Source organism: Caballeronia cordobensis (assembly GCF_001544575.2).
Taxonomy (GTDB): domain Bacteria; phylum Pseudomonadota; class Gammaproteobacteria; order Burkholderiales; family Burkholderiaceae; genus Caballeronia; species Caballeronia cordobensis.
This window is the reverse complement of record NZ_FCNY02000007.1, coordinates 334,626-352,736: the sequence shown is the minus strand read 5'-3', so window position 1 is coordinate 352,736 and position 18,111 is coordinate 334,626. Positions and strand designations below refer to the sequence as shown.

The 18,111-nt window shown below is 63.7% G+C and carries 15 protein-coding genes; 7 read left to right on the top strand and 8 right to left on the bottom strand.

Annotation, left to right across the window (positions count from 1 at the left end; all coding sequences use genetic code 11):
* Positions 1–319: 319 nt before the first annotated feature.
* Positions 320–1,912, bottom strand: coding sequence for a nitric oxide reductase transcriptional regulator NorR (gene norR / locus AWB70_RS16120; RefSeq protein WP_053569184.1), 1,593 nt, complete (start codon positions 1,910–1,912; stop codon positions 320–322).
* 125 nt (positions 1,913–2,037) lie between these two features.
* Between norR and hmpA the strand changes: the two genes are divergently transcribed.
* From hmpA to AWB70_RS38755, 4 genes are all read left to right on the top strand, one after another.
* On the top strand, positions 2,038–3,219 hold the full coding sequence (gene hmpA, locus AWB70_RS16115) for an NO-inducible flavohemoprotein (RefSeq protein WP_045455640.1): 1,182 nt from the start codon (positions 2,038–2,040) through the stop codon (positions 3,217–3,219).
* Positions 3,220–3,329: 110 nt separating this feature from the next.
* Positions 3,330–4,556: an NnrS family protein gene (locus AWB70_RS16110; RefSeq protein ID WP_053569183.1), complete on the top strand. Its 1,227-nt coding sequence runs from the start codon at positions 3,330–3,332 to the stop codon at positions 4,554–4,556.
* Between the two features lie 77 nt (positions 4,557–4,633).
* Positions 4,634–4,777, top strand: a complete 144-nt coding sequence (locus AWB70_RS39035; protein ID WP_167350995.1) for a hypothetical protein — start codon at positions 4,634–4,636, stop codon at positions 4,775–4,777.
* A gap of 141 nt (positions 4,778–4,918) precedes the next feature.
* On the top strand, positions 4,919–5,092 hold the full coding sequence (locus AWB70_RS38755; protein WP_159680246.1) for a hypothetical protein: 174 nt from the start codon (positions 4,919–4,921) through the stop codon (positions 5,090–5,092).
* Between the two features lie 201 nt (positions 5,093–5,293).
* On the opposite strand, the gene oxlT is transcribed toward AWB70_RS38755, so the two are convergent.
* The 7 genes from oxlT to AWB70_RS16075 all read right to left on the bottom strand — a co-directional run bounded on the left by oxlT (position 5,294) and on the right by AWB70_RS16075 (position 14,026).
* The gene (gene oxlT, locus AWB70_RS16105; RefSeq protein WP_085952650.1) at positions 5,294–6,610 is read right to left on the bottom strand and encodes an oxalate/formate MFS antiporter; all 1,317 of its coding nucleotides are present in this window, start codon (positions 6,608–6,610) and stop codon (positions 5,294–5,296) included.
* 351 nt (positions 6,611–6,961) lie between these two features.
* Positions 6,962–8,368: an OprD family outer membrane porin gene (locus AWB70_RS16100; protein WP_053569283.1), complete on the bottom strand. Its 1,407-nt coding sequence runs from the start codon at positions 8,366–8,368 to the stop codon at positions 6,962–6,964.
* Between the two features lie 204 nt (positions 8,369–8,572).
* Positions 8,573–9,556 (bottom strand): murein tripeptide/oligopeptide ABC transporter ATP binding protein OppF, encoded by a 984-nt coding sequence (gene oppF / locus AWB70_RS16095; RefSeq protein ID WP_053569182.1) that lies wholly within the window; start codon positions 9,554–9,556, stop codon positions 8,573–8,575.
* Positions 9,549–10,535 carry an ABC transporter ATP-binding protein gene (locus tag AWB70_RS16090; RefSeq protein ID WP_053569181.1) on the bottom strand — a complete coding sequence of 329 codons (987 nt, stop codon included), beginning with the start codon at positions 10,533–10,535 and terminating at the stop codon, positions 9,549–9,551. Before AWB70_RS16090 ends, oppF begins: the two co-directional genes overlap by 8 nt.
* Before the next feature lie 3 nt (positions 10,536–10,538).
* On the bottom strand, positions 10,539–11,429 hold the full coding sequence (locus AWB70_RS16085) for an ABC transporter permease subunit (RefSeq protein WP_045453765.1): 891 nt from the start codon (positions 11,427–11,429) through the stop codon (positions 10,539–10,541).
* 11 nt (positions 11,430–11,440) lie between these two features.
* On the bottom strand, positions 11,441–12,361 hold the full coding sequence (gene oppB / locus AWB70_RS16080; protein ID WP_053569180.1) for an oligopeptide ABC transporter permease OppB: 921 nt from the start codon (positions 12,359–12,361) through the stop codon (positions 11,441–11,443).
* A gap of 18 nt (positions 12,362–12,379) precedes the next feature.
* Positions 12,380–14,026, bottom strand: coding sequence for a peptide ABC transporter substrate-binding protein (locus tag AWB70_RS16075; protein WP_082378092.1), 1,647 nt, complete (start codon positions 14,024–14,026; stop codon positions 12,380–12,382).
* A gap of 434 nt (positions 14,027–14,460) precedes the next feature.
* Here AWB70_RS16075 and AWB70_RS16070 point away from each other — a divergent pair, with 434 nt between their 5' ends.
* From AWB70_RS16070 to ggt, 3 genes are all read left to right on the top strand, one after another.
* Entirely contained in the window at positions 14,461–15,390 is a 930-nt protein-coding gene (locus tag AWB70_RS16070; RefSeq protein ID WP_014250736.1) for a LysR substrate-binding domain-containing protein, read from the top strand.
* A gap of 105 nt (positions 15,391–15,495) precedes the next feature.
* Positions 15,496–16,257: an SDR family NAD(P)-dependent oxidoreductase gene (locus AWB70_RS16065; RefSeq protein WP_053569179.1), complete on the top strand. Its 762-nt coding sequence runs from the start codon at positions 15,496–15,498 to the stop codon at positions 16,255–16,257.
* Positions 16,258–16,338: 81 nt separating this feature from the next.
* A complete protein-coding gene (gene ggt / locus AWB70_RS16060; RefSeq protein ID WP_053569178.1) occupies positions 16,339–18,072 on the top strand; it encodes a gamma-glutamyltransferase in 1,734 nt (577 codons plus the stop codon).
* The last annotated feature ends 39 nt before the right edge of the window (positions 18,073–18,111 follow it).

Sequence of the window (18,111 nt, the reverse complement as noted above, 5' to 3'; positions counted from 1 at the left end):
CCCCGTTGTCGATTTGCCGTATTCGATTGATCGGGCGTGTGCTGCTCTTCACCCGACGCGGTTCTTCAAGGCGCTGCAATGTTCTTGCTGCCGATGGGTTGCGCTTGGCTTTTCTGATCTTAGAAGAGACAGCCTGTTTTTCCCAGCTTCAGAATTGTCTCAATGTGTCGCGCCAATGCATGCGACTCACTTGATCGTTTTTTGCGTTTGAACAATAAAACGCATCTTTTTGAGATGCGCAATGTCCCTGCGCCGATCCGATGGAGACTACAGATAGCCGCTTTGCGCGGCCTTGTCGATCATTTCGGGACAAACGATGCTATTTGAGGCCGAGCCGCCTGGCGAGCCGGTTGAGATTCGCGCGATCCATGCCGAGCTCGCGCGCGGCCGACGCCCAGTTCTGGTTGTGACGCGTGAGCGCGTCGAGGATGAGCGTGCGCTCGTAGGCCGTCACCGTTTCGCGGAAGTCCGCGCCGGGCGCGGGCAATGGCGGCGCCGCAGCGGGCGCGGTCGCTGGCGCGGTGTCGCCGGAGAGCGTGAGATCGGCGGCCGTGAGCGTCAGGATGCGCGGCCGTTCGCGATGCGCCGCAAGCGCCTTCAGTGCGCTGCGTCCGATCAGGTGTTCCAGCTCGCGCACGTTGCCGGGCCAGCGGTACGCGAGCAGCGCCGCCTGCGCGTCGGCGGACAGACGCAGACTCAGCAAGCCGAGCCGCGAACGGTTCTCTTCGAGAAAGTAGCCCGCGAGCAGCAAGACGTCGCGCCCGCGCTCGCGCAGCGGCGGCACGACGAGCGGATACACCGACAGCCGATGATAAAAGTCCGCGCGGAACCGCCCTTCGCGCACTTCCTCGGCGAGATCGCGATTGGTCGCCGCGATGAGCCGCACATCGACCTTGTGCTCGCTGTCGGAGCCGATGCGTTGAAGCTGGCCGTTCTGCAGCACGCGCAGCAGTTTCGCCTGCACGGGCAGCGGCAGTTCGCCGACTTCGTCGAGGAAAAGCGTGCCGCCGTCGGCCAGTTCGAACTTGCCGCGCCGGTCCGACGACGCGCCCGAGAACGCGCCGCGCACATGCCCGAAGAGTTCGCTCTCGACGAGCGTATCGGGCAGCGCCGCGCAGTTCAGGCTGATGAGCGGCTTGTCGGCGCGCGGCGACAGCGCATGGATCTCGCTCGCAACGAGTTCCTTGCCGACGCCGGTTTCGCCGGTCACGAGCACGGTCAGATCGCTCGACGCGACAATCGCAATCTCCTCCTGCAAGCGGTTGTGCGGCCCGCTGCTGCCGATCATCTCGCGCCGCCGCGGGCCGCTCGCCTGCCGGTAAACCTCGGCGCGCTGGCGTTCGGCCTCGCTCGTTCGCGCGAGCGTATCGATGCGCTCGGCCACGCTCACGGTCGCCGCCGCGAGACTGAGAAACGCCTGAAGCGAGGCCATGTCGATGCCGTCGAAACGTGCCGGATCGAGCGCATCGAGTGTGAGCAGGCCCCACGCGCGGCCGTTGATGACGAGCGGACAACCCAGGCAGTCATGCACTTCCAGATGGCCGCTCACGCCCTTCACGAGACCGTCGTAAGGATCGGGGAGATCGGAGCTGGCGGAAAAGCGCGTCGGCCCTTCGCGGGCCAGGATGCGCGCGAACCGTGGATGCTCGCTCACGCGAAAGCGCCGCCCGAGCGTGTCGCTGGACAGACCGTCGATGGCGAGCGGCACGAGCGTATCGCCATCGAGCCGTAGCAGCGCGGTTGCGTCGCTGGGAAAAAGCGCGCGCAGCGTGTGCAGCAAACGCCGGTAGCGCTCGGTCTCGGGCATCTGGCTCGACAGATCCTCGATGAGCGGAACGAGCGCGTCCAGCAGGACACGCGAAGTCATTGCGACTACTTCTGCAGTCTTTTTGACTAGCGTCGAATCGACCATGTGATGTCTTAAGCGGTTGATTTATCGACGATTCTACTCTGGCATGGTTCGTGTATAAGATTCTGCCGAAAGATTTCGATGCGGAAGCGCCCCGCTGCCGCCTTCATCACACGAGGAACCGAAGCATGCTGTCAGCAGAACACCGCGCCATCGTCAAGGCCACCGTCCCCCTTCTGGAAAGCGGCGGCGAAGCGCTCACCAAGCACTTCTACAACAAGATGCTCACCGAGTACCCCGAAGTGCGCCCCATGTTCAATCAGGCGCATCAGGCAAGCGGCGCACAGCAGCGCGCGCTGGCCAACGGCGTGCTGATGTACGCGCGTCATATCGATGAACTGGAAAAGCTCGGCGGCCTCGTCGGGCAGATCATCAACAAGCACGTCGCGCTGAACATCCAACCCGAGCATTATCCGATCGTCGGAAGCTGCCTGCTCAAGTCGATCCGCGAAGTGCTCGGCGAGGAAATCGCCACCGACGCGGTCATCGATGCCTGGGCGGCCGCGTATGGCCAGCTTGCGGATCTGCTGATCGGGCTCGAAGAAGGCATCTACAGCGAACGCGAACAGGCGCCGGGCGGCTGGCGCGGCACGCGGCCTTTCGTCGTCGCGCGCAAGGTCAAGGAAAGCGACGAAATCACGTCGTTCTATCTCGTGCCGGAAGACGGCGGCGCGCTGCTCGATTTCCATCCGGGCCAGTACATCGGTTTGCGCGTGTTCATCGACGGCGTGGAACTGCGCCGCAACTACTCGCTCTCGGCCGCGCCGAATGGCCGCGAATATCGCATCAGCGTGAAGCGCGAAACGAACGGAAAGGTGTCGAATTTCCTGCATGAGACCGTGCACGAAAGCGACGTGCTCAATCTCTATCCGCCCGCGGGCGACTTCCGGCTCGAAGCCGGCGAGAAGCCGCTCGTGCTGATCAGCGGCGGCGTCGGCATCACGCCCACGCTCGCGATGCTGCAAGCCGCGCTCGAAACGAAGCGCCCGGTCCACTTCATCCACTCGGCGCGGCACGGCGGCGTGCATGCGTTCCGCGCGGCGATCGAGGAACTCGCGGCGCGTCATCCGCAGTTGAAGCGCTTCTACTGCTACGAGCACAAGCGCGACGGCGATCACGATGCGCACGGCATCGGTTTCGTCGATGAAAAACTGCTGGATACGTGGCTGCCGAAGAACCGCGACGTCGATGCGTACTTCCTCGGACCGAAGGCGTTCATGAAGGCGGTGAAAAAGCATCTGAAGGCGCTTGGCGTGCCTGAAGCGCAGAGCCGTTACGAGTTCTTCGGCCCGGCCGCGGCGCTCGACTGAAGCGCGCGCGCGTGACACTGCGCCTCTCGACCCGCGGCGCATTCGCCCGCGGGTTTTTTTATGCGCAGTGGCCGCGACACCGTCGCGCATGTGTTTAATGTGAGGATGTCATGAAGATCGCAGAACCCAGCACCGTTTTCGTCGCGGCGCCCGAGCGACGGCAGCCCAAGCATCGGCGGCTCGCGCTGTTCAATCTCGGCTTCCGGCCGTTCTACCTGTGCGGCGCGGCGTTCGGCGCGGTGGCGCTCGCCGTGTGGCTGCTCGTGCTGTCGGGCGTGCCGGTGCGCGGCGGCTATCTGCTGCGCGCGGACCCGATCGGCTGGCACGCGCACGAGATGGTGTTCGGCTTCGCGGCGGCGATCGTCGTCGGCTTTCTGCTGACCGCCGTGCGCGCATGGACCGGGCGCGACACGGCCAAGGGCGCGACGCTCGCCGCGCTCGCGCTGCTCTGGCTCGCGGGGCGCGTGCTCGTATGGAGCGGCCCGGCGCTGCCGGCCGCTGTCGTCGACAGCGCGTTTCTGCCCGTCGCGGCGCTCCTGCTGCTGCGCGTGCTCGTGAAAGCGGGCAACCGGCGCAATTACTTCGTCGCCGCGGTGCTGCTCGCATTCGGCGCGCTGAACGCGGCGTTCCACAGCTTGTCGATCGACGCGCGCCCCGATCTCGCGATGCGCGCCGTGTACGCATCGGCGGGGGTCGTCGTGCTGCTCGTCGGCGTGATCAGCGGACGCGTGATCCCGATGTTTACCGCCAACGCGATTCCCGGCTTCGTCGCCCGCCGCTGGCGTTTCGTCGAAGCGACGGTCGCGCCGCTCACGCTCGCGGCGTTCTTCGCCGACGCGTTCGGCCTCCATGCCGCGGTCGTCGCGCCGCTCGCGCTCCTCTCGTGCGGCGTGCATCTGGCGCGCATGATCGGCTGGCGCTCGTACGCGGTGCGCGGGCGGCCGATTCTCGCGATCCTGCATCTCGCGTATGCCTGGCTGCCGCTCGGTTTCGCGCTGCTCGCGCTCGCCGCGATCGGCTGGCCGCGCGTGCCGCACAGCCTCGCGATGCACGCATTCGCCACGGGCGCGATCGGCGGCGCGATCATCGGGATGATCACGCGCACCGCGCGCGGTCACACGGGCCGGCCGCTCGTTGCGGACCGGCGCGACGTCGCCTGCTATGCGCTCGTCCTGGCGGCGGGTGCGCTGCGCGTGCTCGGGCCGCTCGCCGCGCCCGCATGGCATTCGACCTGGATTTACGCTGCGGGGATCTGCTGGGCGCTCGCCTTCGCGCTGTATGTCGCGGCGTACGCGGCGCCGCTCGTCAGGCCGCGCGAGGACGGCAAGCCGGGTTGAGGCCCACACGCTTTTTGACATCGGGGCCGGCGTGTTCCGCGAGAATCGCGCCCGGCTTTTCACTTATCGATGTCGTCATGAAGCAACTCCGTTTTCTCTGCGCCGCGGCGGCGCTCGTCGCCGCTTCCCTCATGCTCGGCGGCTGCGGCCTGTTCGGCTGCGGCGGCTTCGCGACCAACGGCGGCGGCTTCGGCGGCTGCAGCGTGGGCACGCGGTTCTGATCCGCCGCCCCCACTCATGCGGGGCTCGTTTCGTCTATCTCCTGAATAATCGCAAGCTCCCTGCGCGAGCCGGGTTTGCGCGCGCATCGTTCACGGCGACACTACAGTCACTGGGCAACATCACATCGACCGGAGACACGCATGAACGCTCACGTAAGTCTGGCCCTTCTCGCTCTCGTATCGCCGGCTTGCGCGCTGGCCTTCGTCGCGTGGAGCGCCAGCATCGACGTCCGTATGCCGCGGCTCGCGTATCGCGCCGCGCGCGGTGCTTCGAATCCGCGGCGTCATCTGCTTTCGTTTCGCGCATCGCCATAGAACGCGCATCGTGCTGCCTCGATCACGGGGATAAGGGAGCGAGGAGACCACCTGCCGGCGGCACGATAAAAACGCGCATCCGCAATGCGGCGCACGCGCCGCATCATCAAAATCAGTCGCAAAAGCGGAGAGCGCGAGCTCGATAACAAGAAACGGGCGACACGCCGGGTCGCCCGCCCTGCCACAACACGCTTTAAACCGTCATTCCTTCACGATCGGCGTGTACGACATGTCAAGCGATGCCGCGCGCGCGTGCTTCTGCGAATGCGCATTGCGCATCGGCTTGAGCACGAAGAGCGCGAGGAACGCCGATACCGCCGCCATCCCCGCCGCGAGCATGAACACCGCGTGCCAGCTTCCGGTCATATTCGTGATGACGCTCGAGAACGGCACCAGCAGCGCGGCCGTGCCCTTCGCCGTGTAGAGCAGACCCGCGTTGGTCGCCGCGAACTTCGGACCGAAGGTGTCGCCGCACGTCGCCGGGAAGAGGCTATAGATTTCGCCCCAGGCGAAGAACACGATGCCGGTCAACACGACGAACGCCACGGGGTCATGCCCGTACTTCGACAGCGCGACGATGCCCACCGCTTCGATCGCAAACGCGATGAACATCGTGTTCTCTCGCCCGATGCGGTCCGACACCCAGCCGAAGAACGGCCGCGTCAGGCCATTGAGCACGCGGTCGATCGTGAGCGCGAAAGTCAGCGCGGGCAGCGTGAGGCCGAGAATCGACACGGGCGAATCGTGCAGGCCGAAGTCCTTCGCGATCGGCCCGAGCTGCGCGGTGGCCATCAGGCCGCCTGCGGCCATCATCACGAACATCAGGTACATGACCCAGAAGATCGGCGAGGCCAGCACCTGCTTCGGACTCGCGTTGTAGACCGCGGCCTTGACCGTGCTCTTGACCGTCGCGAGCAATTGCGCAGGCGGCGCATACAGCGCCATGCCGAGCAGGAACACGACGAGACCCTGGCCGAGACCGAACCAGAGGAAGGTCGATTCATAGCCGCTCGCCTTGATCATGTGCGCGATCGGCACGACGGTCGCAGCCGAGCCCATCCCGAAGCCCGCCGCCGTGATGCCCGCGGCCAGCCCGCGCCGCGTCGGGAACCACTTGAGCGCGTTGCCGACGCAGGTGCCATACACCGCGCCCGCGCCCACGCCGCCAACGGCCGCCGCGAAGTACAGCAAGGGCAGCGACGACGCCACCGAGTTGAGCGCCCACGCAATCGCGCATAGCAGTCCGCCGCCCACGACGACCGGGCGCGGACCGTACTTGTCGACGAGATAGCCTTCCACCGGCACGAGCCATGTTTCCGTCACGACGAAGATGGTGAAGGCGACCTGAATCGCCGCGCGGCCCCAGTGATACTTCTCGTCGATCGGATTGACGAAGAGGGTCCAGCCGTACTGCATGTTGGCGATCATCGCCATGCAAATCACGCCGAAAACCAACTGCAGCCACGGCGACGCAAGACGCGACGCTCCTTCCTGGCGGTCCATCTGGTTCATTCCCATGCCTGTCTCCTGGGCAAATTTGCCTTGTGTATGCGGACGCCGAACGGCGCCTCTCACGACGCGTTTGTCATGCTGCGTCGCATATACACAGTATGTGATATATCAAGTAAGTCAAGCGAAAGAATTGACGGGGTTTTCACTTAGACGAACCCATGCTGTAAGCGCATGAAAGCTGCAGTGGGCCGCGCTTTGAGCAGACAAAAAAAAGCCCGGCAGAGACAGGCCTGCCGGGCGATGAGCGTGGGGCGAGACATGGCAATCCGCAGCACGCACCCTCTTTATAAATGAAAGTTAAACGTAATGTAAATGAGTTTTTTTGTAGGGTTTACGCTGCAACAAATTCAGCCGTTTTCAGAACACGTTCACCGGGACGTTCACCATCAAGCGATACACGTTGCTCGTGCCGTCCGGATAGTAAGCGCTGTTGCTGTGATGGTGCATGTAGTAGAACTTGACCGACGTGTTCTTGAACTTGCCGTCCGGCACCGTGTAACTCGGAATCACGCCAAGTTCGTAGTGCGTGCCATGAAGCGGCTCGCCATTCACGACGTAGTTGCCCGCCTGCGCCGTACCGCTGCTGGCCATTGCGCTGCCGTCGGCGCCCCATCCGTAAGCACCCCACATCGTCAGCTTGAGTCCGGGCACGCCGTACTGCTTCATGTTGAGCGAGTACGAGAGGCTCACGGACTTTTCATGCGGCTGGTTGTAGTCCACGTCGAGCGAGTTCGAGAGAAAGTCGCCCGCGGACTGGCCGATATAGTCGAAAGTCTGATCGCTCACGATCTGCTGAAACGCGAACTGCACCGTGTGCGCGCCGTGCGTGCCGGCGAGCGCAAGCGAGTACGCGTTGTTGTTGATGGAGCCTTGCCGCTTGTCGCCGATCGCGCCGGTGTAGTAGTAGTTCAGCGAACCGGTCCAGCGGATGCTCTTCGGATCGCCGATGCTCTGCGTCGCCGTCAGGTAGTACTGCTGCCATACATCGTTCGCAATGCTGCCGTATAGCGTCACCGCCGTGTCTTCGCCACGCGTCCAGTCGCCGCCGAAGTATGTGAAGCGCGAGATGTGCGTGCCGCCGTATTCGGTCGTGAGACCGGTCACGGTCGTCATGCCGCGCGCGATCACGCCATCGACTGTACCGGCCTTGAGCGTGAGATTCTTGATCTCGTCGCTCGCGAGCGAGAAGCCGCGGTACGTCGGCGGCAATGCGCGGTTGTCGTGCGGCACGAGGAACGGATTGTCGAAGAGTTGCTGACCGTACTTGAGCACCGTGTTCGACACACGCGCTTTCACGTCCCACACGCCCGGATACGCCCACGCGAGCTGATTCGCGCCGCTCGGGTCGCCGCTCGACGAAACATGCACGCGATTGCCCGCGCCCTGCCCGCCATTCAGCTTCAACGCGCCGAAGAGCGAGACATCGCCGCCCAGCCCGATCAACCCTTTCGTATAACCCGATTCGAACACCGCCTGCGCGCCGAGCACCCATGCGTCCTTTTTACCCGCGCCTTTGAACTCGTCGTGCTCGGTGAAAGAGCGCATCAAGAGATTCAGATGCGAATCCTCGACGAAACCCTTCGACTTCGCCTGACTGCTCACGGGCGCATCCGCTTCGGTGTTCGGCGGCGAATCCGGCGGCGCCTCGGTATGGCGTGACGGCGGCTCGGTATCGGTTTCATCGGCGTGCGCGGCGAACCCGGCGGCCATGATCCCGCTGAACAACAAAATCGATAGCGCGAGTGAACGTTTTTGTTTTTTCACGAAAAAGATCTCCACTTTTAATTCAACTTCTGACGGCTTGATCGAAACTAAGGATGACGAATTACCCTGCCCGGCGACGTCCGAAAACGTCGAGGCATTGAGGCGGTTTGGTGAACTGGGGTGAACTCGATTAACGGGCGTGGATTATGGCTGGGGCGTGGTTTCCTCGAATGTCATTGATCTTTTTTCGGCGCGCGTTACCTGTCATGCGAACAGGCACGCCGCCGAAGCATCCGGGCCGAGCACGCGCAGCGCAGGCACTTCGCGCGCGCAGCGGGGCTGCGCCATCGGGCAACGCGTATGGAACACGCATCCCGAAGGCGGGGCGATCGGGCTCGGAATATCGCCGGACAGAATCTGCACGGTCTTCGCACGCTCCACGGATGGGTCCGGCACCGGCACCGCCGACAGCAGCGCGCGCGTGTACGGATGCCGCGGCGTCTCGTAGAGCGCGTGCTTGTCCGCGAGCTCCATCACGCGGCCGAGGTACATGACCATCACGCGATCGGAAATGTGACGCACGACGGCCAGATCGTGCGCGATGAAGATGAGCGCGAGCTTCATCTCCTTTTGCAGCGACTTGAGCAGATTGACGATCTGCGCCTGAATCGACACATCGAGCGCGGACACCGGCTCGTCGCAGATCACGAGCTTCGGCTCGACGATCAACGCGCGCGCAATGCCGATGCGCTGGCACTGCCCGCCCGAAAACTCGTGCGGATAGCGATTGATCATCTGCTCGCGCAGGCCGACCTTGGCCATGATCGCGCGCACGCGTTCGTCGATGTCACGCTTGCCGATACCCGGCCGATGCTCGACGAGCGGCTCCGCGATGATCTGCCCGACCGTCATGCGCGGATCGAGCGACGCGAGCGGGTCCTGAAAGATCATCTGCACGTCGGCGCGCACGCGAAGCCATTCGCGCTTCGATGCGCCCGAGAGCGTCGCGCCCATCCACACGATATCGCCGCTCGTCGCGGGAATCAGGTTCAGGATCGCGCGCGACAGCGTGGACTTGCCGCAGCCCGATTCGCCGACGACGCCGAGCGTCTCCCCCGCCTTCAGATCGAAGCTCACGCCTTCGACCGCCTTCAGCGTGCGGCGCGGCGCCCAAGGCAGGCGGCTTTTCGACTTGACCTGAAAATGCACGCGCATGTCGCGCACGGAAAGAATCGTCGCGTCAGACATGGCTCGCTTCCTTCGTGATCAGTTCGACCGGACGATGGCAGGCGCGCAGCCAGCCCGGTTCGACGGCTTTCAACGCGGGCGCTTCGGCCGCGCATTCGGCGCTCGCATTCGCGCAGCGTTCGTGGAACGGACAGCCTGCCGGCGGATGCGCCATGTTCGGCGGATTGCCGGGAATGCCCGTGAGTTCGCCGCCTTCGTGATCGAGACGCGGCAGCGCGCGCAGCAAACCGATGGTGTACGGATGCGAAGGCTTCGAAAACAGCGTGGCCGCATCGCACTGCTCCATCACGCGGCCGCCGTACATCACCATCACCTTTTCGCAGAGGCCGGCGACGACGCCCAGATCGTGCGTGATCAGCACGATCGACGTGCCGAAGTCGTGCTGCAGATTGCGCAGCAGTTGCAGGATTTGCGCCTGCACGGTGACGTCGAGCGCGGTGGTCGGCTCATCGGCGAAGAGCACTTCGGGCTCGCAAAGCAGCGCCATCGCGATCATCACGCGCTGGCGCATGCCGCCCGACAGCTCGTGCGGATACTGCCCGATGCGATGCGCCGCTTCCGGAATGCGCACGGCTTCGAGCATCGAAATCGCGCGCTTTTTCGCTTCGCGCCGCGTGACGTTCTTGTGCAGTTCCAGCACTTCGGTCATCTGCCGCTCGATCGTGAGATACGGATTGAGCGAGCTCATCGGGTCCTGGAAGATCATCGAAAGGCGATTGCCGCGGATGCGGTTCATCGTCTTGTGCGGCATGCCGATGAGATTCTCGCCGCGATAAAGCGCCTGTCCGCGCGCGCGTCCGTTCGATGCGAGCAGGCCCATCATCGCGAGAATGCTCTGGCTCTTGCCCGAGCCCGACTCGCCGACGATGCCGAGCGTCTCGCCCTCTTCCAGCGCGAAATTCACGCCGTTGACGGCGCGCACGGTGGCGTCGTGCGTCTTGAATTCGACCTGCAAATCTTTGACTTCGAGTAGCGGCATGGCTCACCTGTCCTTCGGATCGAGCGCGTCGCGCAGCCCGTCGCCGACAAAGTTGATGCAGTAGAGCGTGATCGACAACAACGCCGCCGGGAACAGCAGAATCCACGGCGACGCTTCCATCACGCCCACGCCGTCCTGGATCAGCACGCCCCAGCTCGTCATCGGTTCCTGCACGCCGAGGCCGAGGAAGGACAGCACGGACTCCGTGAGAATCACGGCGGGCACGGTGACGGTCGTGTAGATCGCGACGATGCCCAGCAGATTCGGCACCACGTGCCGCGCGATGATGCGCCGCGTCGGCACGCCGATCGCACGCGCCGCTTCGACATACTCTTTCGAGCGGATCGACAGCGTCTGGCCGCGCACGACGCGCGCCATGTCCATCCACGAAAACACGGTGATGGTGACGACGACGAGATAGAACTCGCGCCCGAGCAGCGTCACCATCAGGATCGCGATGAGCAGATACGGAATGGCGTACATCATGTCGACGATGCGCATCATCGCGTTGTCGACGCGCCCGCCGACGAAGCCCGCGATCGCGCCCCACACGATGCCGAGCGTCACCGATGTGAGCGTGGCGAGCGCACCGATCAGGAGCGACACGCGTCCGCCGATCAGGCAGCGCACGAGCAGGTCGCGACCGGTATCGTCGGTGCCGAAGAGATGCCAGCCGGCGAGCGTGGGCGGCACGCTCGTCGCGTTCCAGTCGGTGGAGTCGAATTCGTTCGGCAAAAGCCACGGCCCGACGATGCACGCGAGCGTGATCAGCACGAGCAGCGCCAGGCTCACGACGGCGGCCTTGTTGCGCAGGAAGCGCGCACGCGCGTCCTGCCACGGACTGCGGCCCGCGACCGCCTTGTCGAGCATGGGAGCCAGTGAAGCAGATTTCATTGCGCGCCCTCTCAATAGCGAATCTTCGGATCGAGCCACGCATACGCGAGATCGACCAGCAGGTTGAGCAGCACGGCCACGACCGTCACGAGCACGACGAGTCCGAGCACGAGCGTGTAATCGCGATTGGCCGCGCCGTTGACGATCAGCTTGCCGATGCCCGGCAGCGAGAACACGGATTCCGTGACGACCGCCGCCGTGATCGACGAGATCGCGAGCGGCCCGATCACGGACACGACCGGAATCAGCGTGGGCCTCAACGCATGGCGCAGCACGATGGTGCGCGTGGACAAGCCCTTGGCGCGCGCGGTGCGGATGTAGTTCGTGTTCAGCACTTCGATCAGGCTTGCGCGCGTCACGCGGCCCACGGTCGCCACGTTGATCATCACGAGCAGCGCGACGGGCAGCGCCATGTAGCGCAACTGGAAGTCGTTCCAGCCGCCCGCGGGCAGCCACTTCAGCAGGATCGCGAACACGAGGATCAGCACCGGCCCGAGCACGAACGACGGAAACGCGTTGCCCGCGTTGCTGGCGAGCATCAGCGCATAGTCCGCGAGGCTGTTGCGACGCAGCGCCGCCACGATGCCGAGCGCGACGCCGATCACGATGGCGAGCAGCATCGACACGCCGCCGATTGCGAGCGACACCGGCAGCGCGCGCAGCACGAGGTCGTTCACGCTCCAGTCGGCATAGCGGAACGACGCGCCGAGATCGCCGTGCAGCAAGCCGTCGAGATAGTAGGCGTACTGCTTCCACAGCGGCTCGCCGAGGTGATACTTCGCCTGCAGATTGGCGAGCACTTCGGCGGATACTTTGCGCTCGCCGTCGAACGGGCCGCCGGGCGTCGCGTGCAGCAGCAGATAGCAGACCGTGACGACGATCAGCAGCGTCGGCAGCGTGAGAAGCACGCGCCGTAGCGTGTAAGACCACATGAGAAAGGCTCCTTGCCGTCAGTGCTTGACGATGTACAGATCCTTGCTGCCGTAGTGATCCATCGGGTTCTTGAGCGAGTATCCGCCCACGTAGCTCTTCACGAGGCGCGGCAGGCCGTATTGCAGCAGCGGCAGGAACGGATAGTCGTCCATTGCGAGCTTCGCGGCCTGCGTCTGCAACTGTGCGCGCTTCGCGAGATCGGTGGTTTCGCCGGCTTGCTTCATGAGCGCGTCGGCCTTCGGGTTGCAACTGAAGTTGTCGTTCTGCTCCGACTTGCACTGCACGAGCGTGAGGAAGGTGGTCGCGTCGTTATAGTCGGCCACCCAGCCGTTGCGCGCGATCTGATAGTCGCCGCCATGACGCTTCTTCAGCAGCACCTTGAACTCCATCGACTCGATATCCATGGTGAGGCCGAGCTTGGTCTTCCATTCCGACGCGACGAAAATCGCCATCTTCTTGTTGTAATCGCTCGTGTTCATCGCGAAACGCAGCTTCGTGCCCGGCTTCACGCCCGCCTCCTCGAGCAGCTTCTTCGCTTCTTCGACGCGCTTGGCCATGGGCCACGACGACCATTCGTAGTTCGACACGTCCGCGCCGCTCACGCCCTTCGGCAGCAGGCCGTAAAGCGGCGTCTGGCCATCGGCGGTCACGCGCTGCGCGAGCAGGTCGCGGTCGATCACCATCGACAACGCCTTGCGCACGCGCACGTCCTTCAGAAGCGGATCGCGATTGTTGAAGCTGTAATAACGCGTACCGAGAATCAGCGAATTGCGGATGTCCTTCGGGAACTGCTGGCTGTATTTCGGGTACGTGCCGGTGGGCAGTTGATACGTCATGTCGTTCTCGCCCGACTGGAACATCTTGACGTCGGTGTTCTCGTCCTCGATCGGCAAATACGTGACTTGCGTCAGTTGAACGTTGGTCTTGTCCCAATAGTTCGCGTTCTTCGACAGCACGAGCTTGCTGTTGACCTGCCAGTCCTTCAACTGGAACGCGCCGTTGCTGACGATATTGCCGGGCTTGGTCCAGTCCTTGCCGAATTTTTCGATGGTTGCGCGATGCACCGGCCCGAGGTTGGGATTCGACATCAGTTCCGGCAGGAACGGCACCGGGCCGTCGGTTTTGACTTCGACGGTGTTCGCGTCGATGGCGCGCACGCCGAGCGCGCTGACGGGCTTCTTGCCCGCGACGATATCCGCGCCGTTCAAGAGGAACGGGCCATACACGCTCGCGTACGACGACGCGGTTTTCGGATCGAGAAAGCGCTGGCAGCCGTAGACGAAATCGTTTGCGCTGACGGGATCGCCATTGGACCAGCGGGCATTCTTGCGCAAGTGGAAGATCCAGGTCGTGGCGTCCTTCTGCTCCCACTTCTCGGCGACGCCGGGCACCACGGCGCCATCGTTGTTCGTCGCGGTGAGGCTTTCGAACAGATCGCGCGACACGTTGGCCGCCACCACGGTTTCCACCAGCGCCGGATCGAGCGTCTCGACTTCAGAGCCGTTGTTGCGCACGAGTTCCTGTTTGACGGCGAGCGCGACGCCGGGCGGCACCACGGCGGCCGTCGCGTTCAGTGCGCTCAGTGAGCACATGGCGAGCAGCGCCGCGGCGGCGGCAAGCTTCGTGCGTTGGATCGATGCATGGGGAACGGCAAAAAACGTCATGGGGAGTCCTCTTTGTTCGTCTCGTCTTATTGCTTGTGGTGCTTCGTTGGCTTGCGTGCTTTTCGTTTCGGCGTGTTTATCGAAATAGAGATAAACACGCGCTGCGAATTTAGCAAATCTAACAAAAAGCTTTCCGCCAATCGTCGACGCGATGCGTCGATTGCGCGCTGGCGTGTCACGTCGGGTAGTCGGTTCTGACGCAAACGCTTTCATCTGCGCTTTCAGGCTGGCGGCGAGTATTTCGCATCAATAAGACGGATGCCACTCACATGTGCTTATAGTCACTAAATTTTTCGAATAGTCGTGCATTTTGTTGGGCCGGCGCGCGGAAAGTTTGGGCCGATCGCCAAGGTTAGAGGCAGCAAGTGCTTGTTTCCTATAAGATCTGCGTCGCCGTATCCCACGTTCACCGTCGCCTCACAGCCGTCCGCAAGATGATCCGTTTTCGCCAGATCGAGGCTTTTCGCAGCCTCATCATGACCGGCACCAGTGTCGGCGCAGCCAAGAAGCTCCACGTCACCCAGCCCGCGATCAGCCGTCTGATCGCCGATCTCGAAGCCGACCTGGGCTTCAGCCTCTTTTCGCGCGTCGGCGGCCGTCTGAATCCGACGACGGCGGGCCTGCGTTTCTACAAGTCGGTCGAGGAAAACTTCCTCGGGCTGGAGCGCTTGAAACAGGTCGCCGACATGATTCGCGAGGAAGCCTCCGATGGCCTGACGGTCGCCTGCATGCCCGTGCTCGCGACGACACTCCTGCCGCCCGTGCTCGCCGACTTCACCGAGCGGCATCCCGGCGTGCCGATCAAGGTCGATTCGGTGAAGGTGCCCGAAGTGCTCGTGAACCTTCAGAACCACAAGGCCGACATTGCGCTGAGCCTCGCGTTTCCCGCGGTCGCGGGGATCGAAGTGGAGACCTTGCTCAAGGCGCCTGCCGCGTGCGCCATGCCCGCCACGCACAGGCTCGCGAAAAAGAAGATCGTCCGGCCGGCCGACTTGCGCGGCGAAAAGCTGATCGGCTGGCTGCCGAACTCGCGCCAGCCTTACGAGGCCGAGCAGTCGCTCATTTCGTCGACGGAAGACCGGCCGCGCTATACCGTGTTCACGGACACGGCCCACACCCGCTACGCAATGGTTGCGGGCGGCCTCGGCATTTCGATCGTCGAGCCGTTCGCGGCCAAGGTCTGGCGCGCGCACGGCGTGGTCGTGCGGCCGTTCGAGACGGATATCGAATACGAATACGTGCTGTCGTATCCGAGCAGCGGCATCCGCTCGGATCTCGTCGCGTCGTTCCGCCATTCGGTGAAGCGCGTGGTCGAACATTATTCGTTCGAAGCCCCGCAAGACGTGCGCGTCGAAACAGACTGACGCACGCGCTCGCGCTTCGCTTCATACTCTCGTCTGCAGCGCACGCTTCAAACCTGTTCATGCAGCGCCCGCCGCGCGGCGGGCCCTCTTCCACTCGGAGCATTCATGCACGATCTCAAAGGCAAATCGATCCTCATCACCGGCGCGAGCACGGGCATCGGCGCGGCGGCGGCGCGTGCGTTCGCGCAGTACGGCGCGAATGTCGCGGTGCATTACAACAGTTCGAAAGAGCAAGCCGAGGACGTCGCGAAAGACGTGCGGGCGCTCGGCGTCTCGGCGATCACGATCGGCGCGGACGTGCGCGATTCGAAGGCGATCGACGCCGCCGTCGCGCAGGTCGTCGAAAGCTTCGGCAAGATCGACGTGCTCATCAACAACGCGGGCAGCCTCGTGAAGCGCGAGCCGATCGCGTCCGTGAGCGACGAGCTTTTCGACGAGATCATGCACATCAATGCGCGCTCGGTCGTGGCGTTCACGCGCGCGGCGCTGCCCTCGCTCAAGGAAGGCGGCGGCGGCTCGATCATCAACGTGACGTCGGTGGCGGCGCGCAACGGCGGCGGACCGGGCGCGCTGCTGTACGCGGCCTCGAAGGGCTTTGTCAGCACCATCACGAAAGGCATGGCCAAGGAGCTGATGCCCGATCGCATCCGCGTGAACGCCGTCGCGCCGGGCGTGATCCAGACGCCGTTTCAGGAGCGCTTCACGTCGCCTGAGCAACTCGAATCGTTCCGCAAGTCGATCCCGATGGGCTTCATCGGCGAGCCCGACGATTGCAGCGGCGCGTTCCTTTACCTCGCCTCCGAAGCGATGTCGCGCTACGTGACGGGGCAGATCATCGACGTGAACGGCGGCCAGTTGATGCCCTGAATCTGACCGCGCGCGGCTCATGGTATAAGCGTGGTGTTTTCGTCGCACGTAACGTCGCACGTAACAAAGGAGACGCAGGACATGTTTTTCAAACAAGAACCGCGCGTGCGGTCCCTCGCGCTGAGCGCCATCGTCGCGTCGGCGCTCGTCGCGGCAGGATTCGTCGATACCTCGCCCGCGCACGCGAAAACCACCGACGCTCAGCCGCAGGTCTTGACGGCGTCGGCCGTCGCGGTCGCCGACACCTACGCCGCCGACACCGCCGAGCAGATCTTCAAACAAGGCGGCAACGCGGTCGATGCGGCCGTCGCGATCGCCTTCACGCTCGCCGTCACGTATCCGGAAGCAGGCAATATCGGCGGCGGCGGCTTCATGACGCTGTACGTCGATCATCGCCCGTACTTCCTCGACTATCGCGAGCGCGCGCCGATGTCCGCGACGCGCAACATGTATCTCGACGAAAAAGGCGAGGTCATCAAGGGCATGAGCCTCTTCGGGCATCGCGCGGTGGGCGTGCCGGGCACCGTGGACGGCATGTGGGAAGCGCAAAAACGCTTCGGCAAGCTGAAGTGGAAACAGGTGCTCGCGCCCGCGATCAAGTACGCGAAGGACGGCTTCGTCGTCGACGATCAGCTGATCAAGCGGCGCGACGCGGCCTCGAAGGACTTCGAGGGCAAGACCAACTTCGATCTCTACTTCGGCGGCATGAAATCGGGCCAGACGTTCAAGCAGCCCGATCTCGCCAACACGCTGCAACGCATCTCCGACAAAGGCGCGAAAGGCTTCTACGAAGGCGATACGGCCGATCTGATCGCCAAGTCGATGGAAGGCCACGGCCTCATCACGAAGCGCGATCTGAAGGACTACAAGGCCGTGTGGCGTCAGCCGATCACCGCGAGCTGGAACGGCTATCGCGTGATCACCGCGCCGCCGCCGAGCTCGGGCGGCGTCGGCCTCGTGCAGTTGCTCAAGATGAAGGCCGATCTCAAGGACAAGTTCGACGGCGTGCCGCTCGATTCCGCGCAATACATTCATCTCGTCGCGGAAATCGAAAAGCGCGTGTTCGCCGATCGCGCGCAGTATCTCGGCGATCCGGACTTCTACAAGGTGCCGGTCGCGCAGCTCATCAACGACGACTACATCCTGAAACGCGCGCAGGAAGTGAATCCCGACACGCCCTCGGACACGAAGAGCGTCCAGCCGGGACTCGGCACGTCGATGCCGGAGAAGGCGGAAACCACGCACTTCTCGGTGGTCGACAAATGGGGCAACGCGGTGTCGAACACGTACACGATCAACGGCTATTTCGGCTCCGGCGTGATCGCGGAAGGCACGGGCGTCGTACTCAACGACGAAATGGACGACTTCGCCTCAAAGCCGGGCGTGCCGAACATGTTCGGCGTGGTCGGCAGCGACGCGAACGCCATCGCGCCGAAGAAGCGCCCGCTTTCCTCGATGACGCCGACCATTCTCACGAAGGACGACAAGGTCGCGATGGTGATCGGCACGCCGGGCGGCTCGCGCATCTTCACGTCGATCTTCCAGGTCATCACGAACGTGTACGACTTCAATATGCCGCTGCCCGAAGCCGTGGGCGCGACGCGCTTTCACCATCAGCTGCTGCCGCCGGACACGATCTACCAGGAGCCGTTCCATCAGCTCGATCCGGAAGTGATCAAGGCGCTCGAAGCCAAGGGCTACAAGTTCACGATGCAGGGCTTCAACGGCGACATTCAGGCGATCCGCATCGACGGCGACAAGCCCGAACCGATGTCCGACCCGCGCGGACGCGGCGTCTCGCGCATCATCCGATAATGCGCCGCACAACGCCGCGCGAGTAAAATAGCGCCCCTG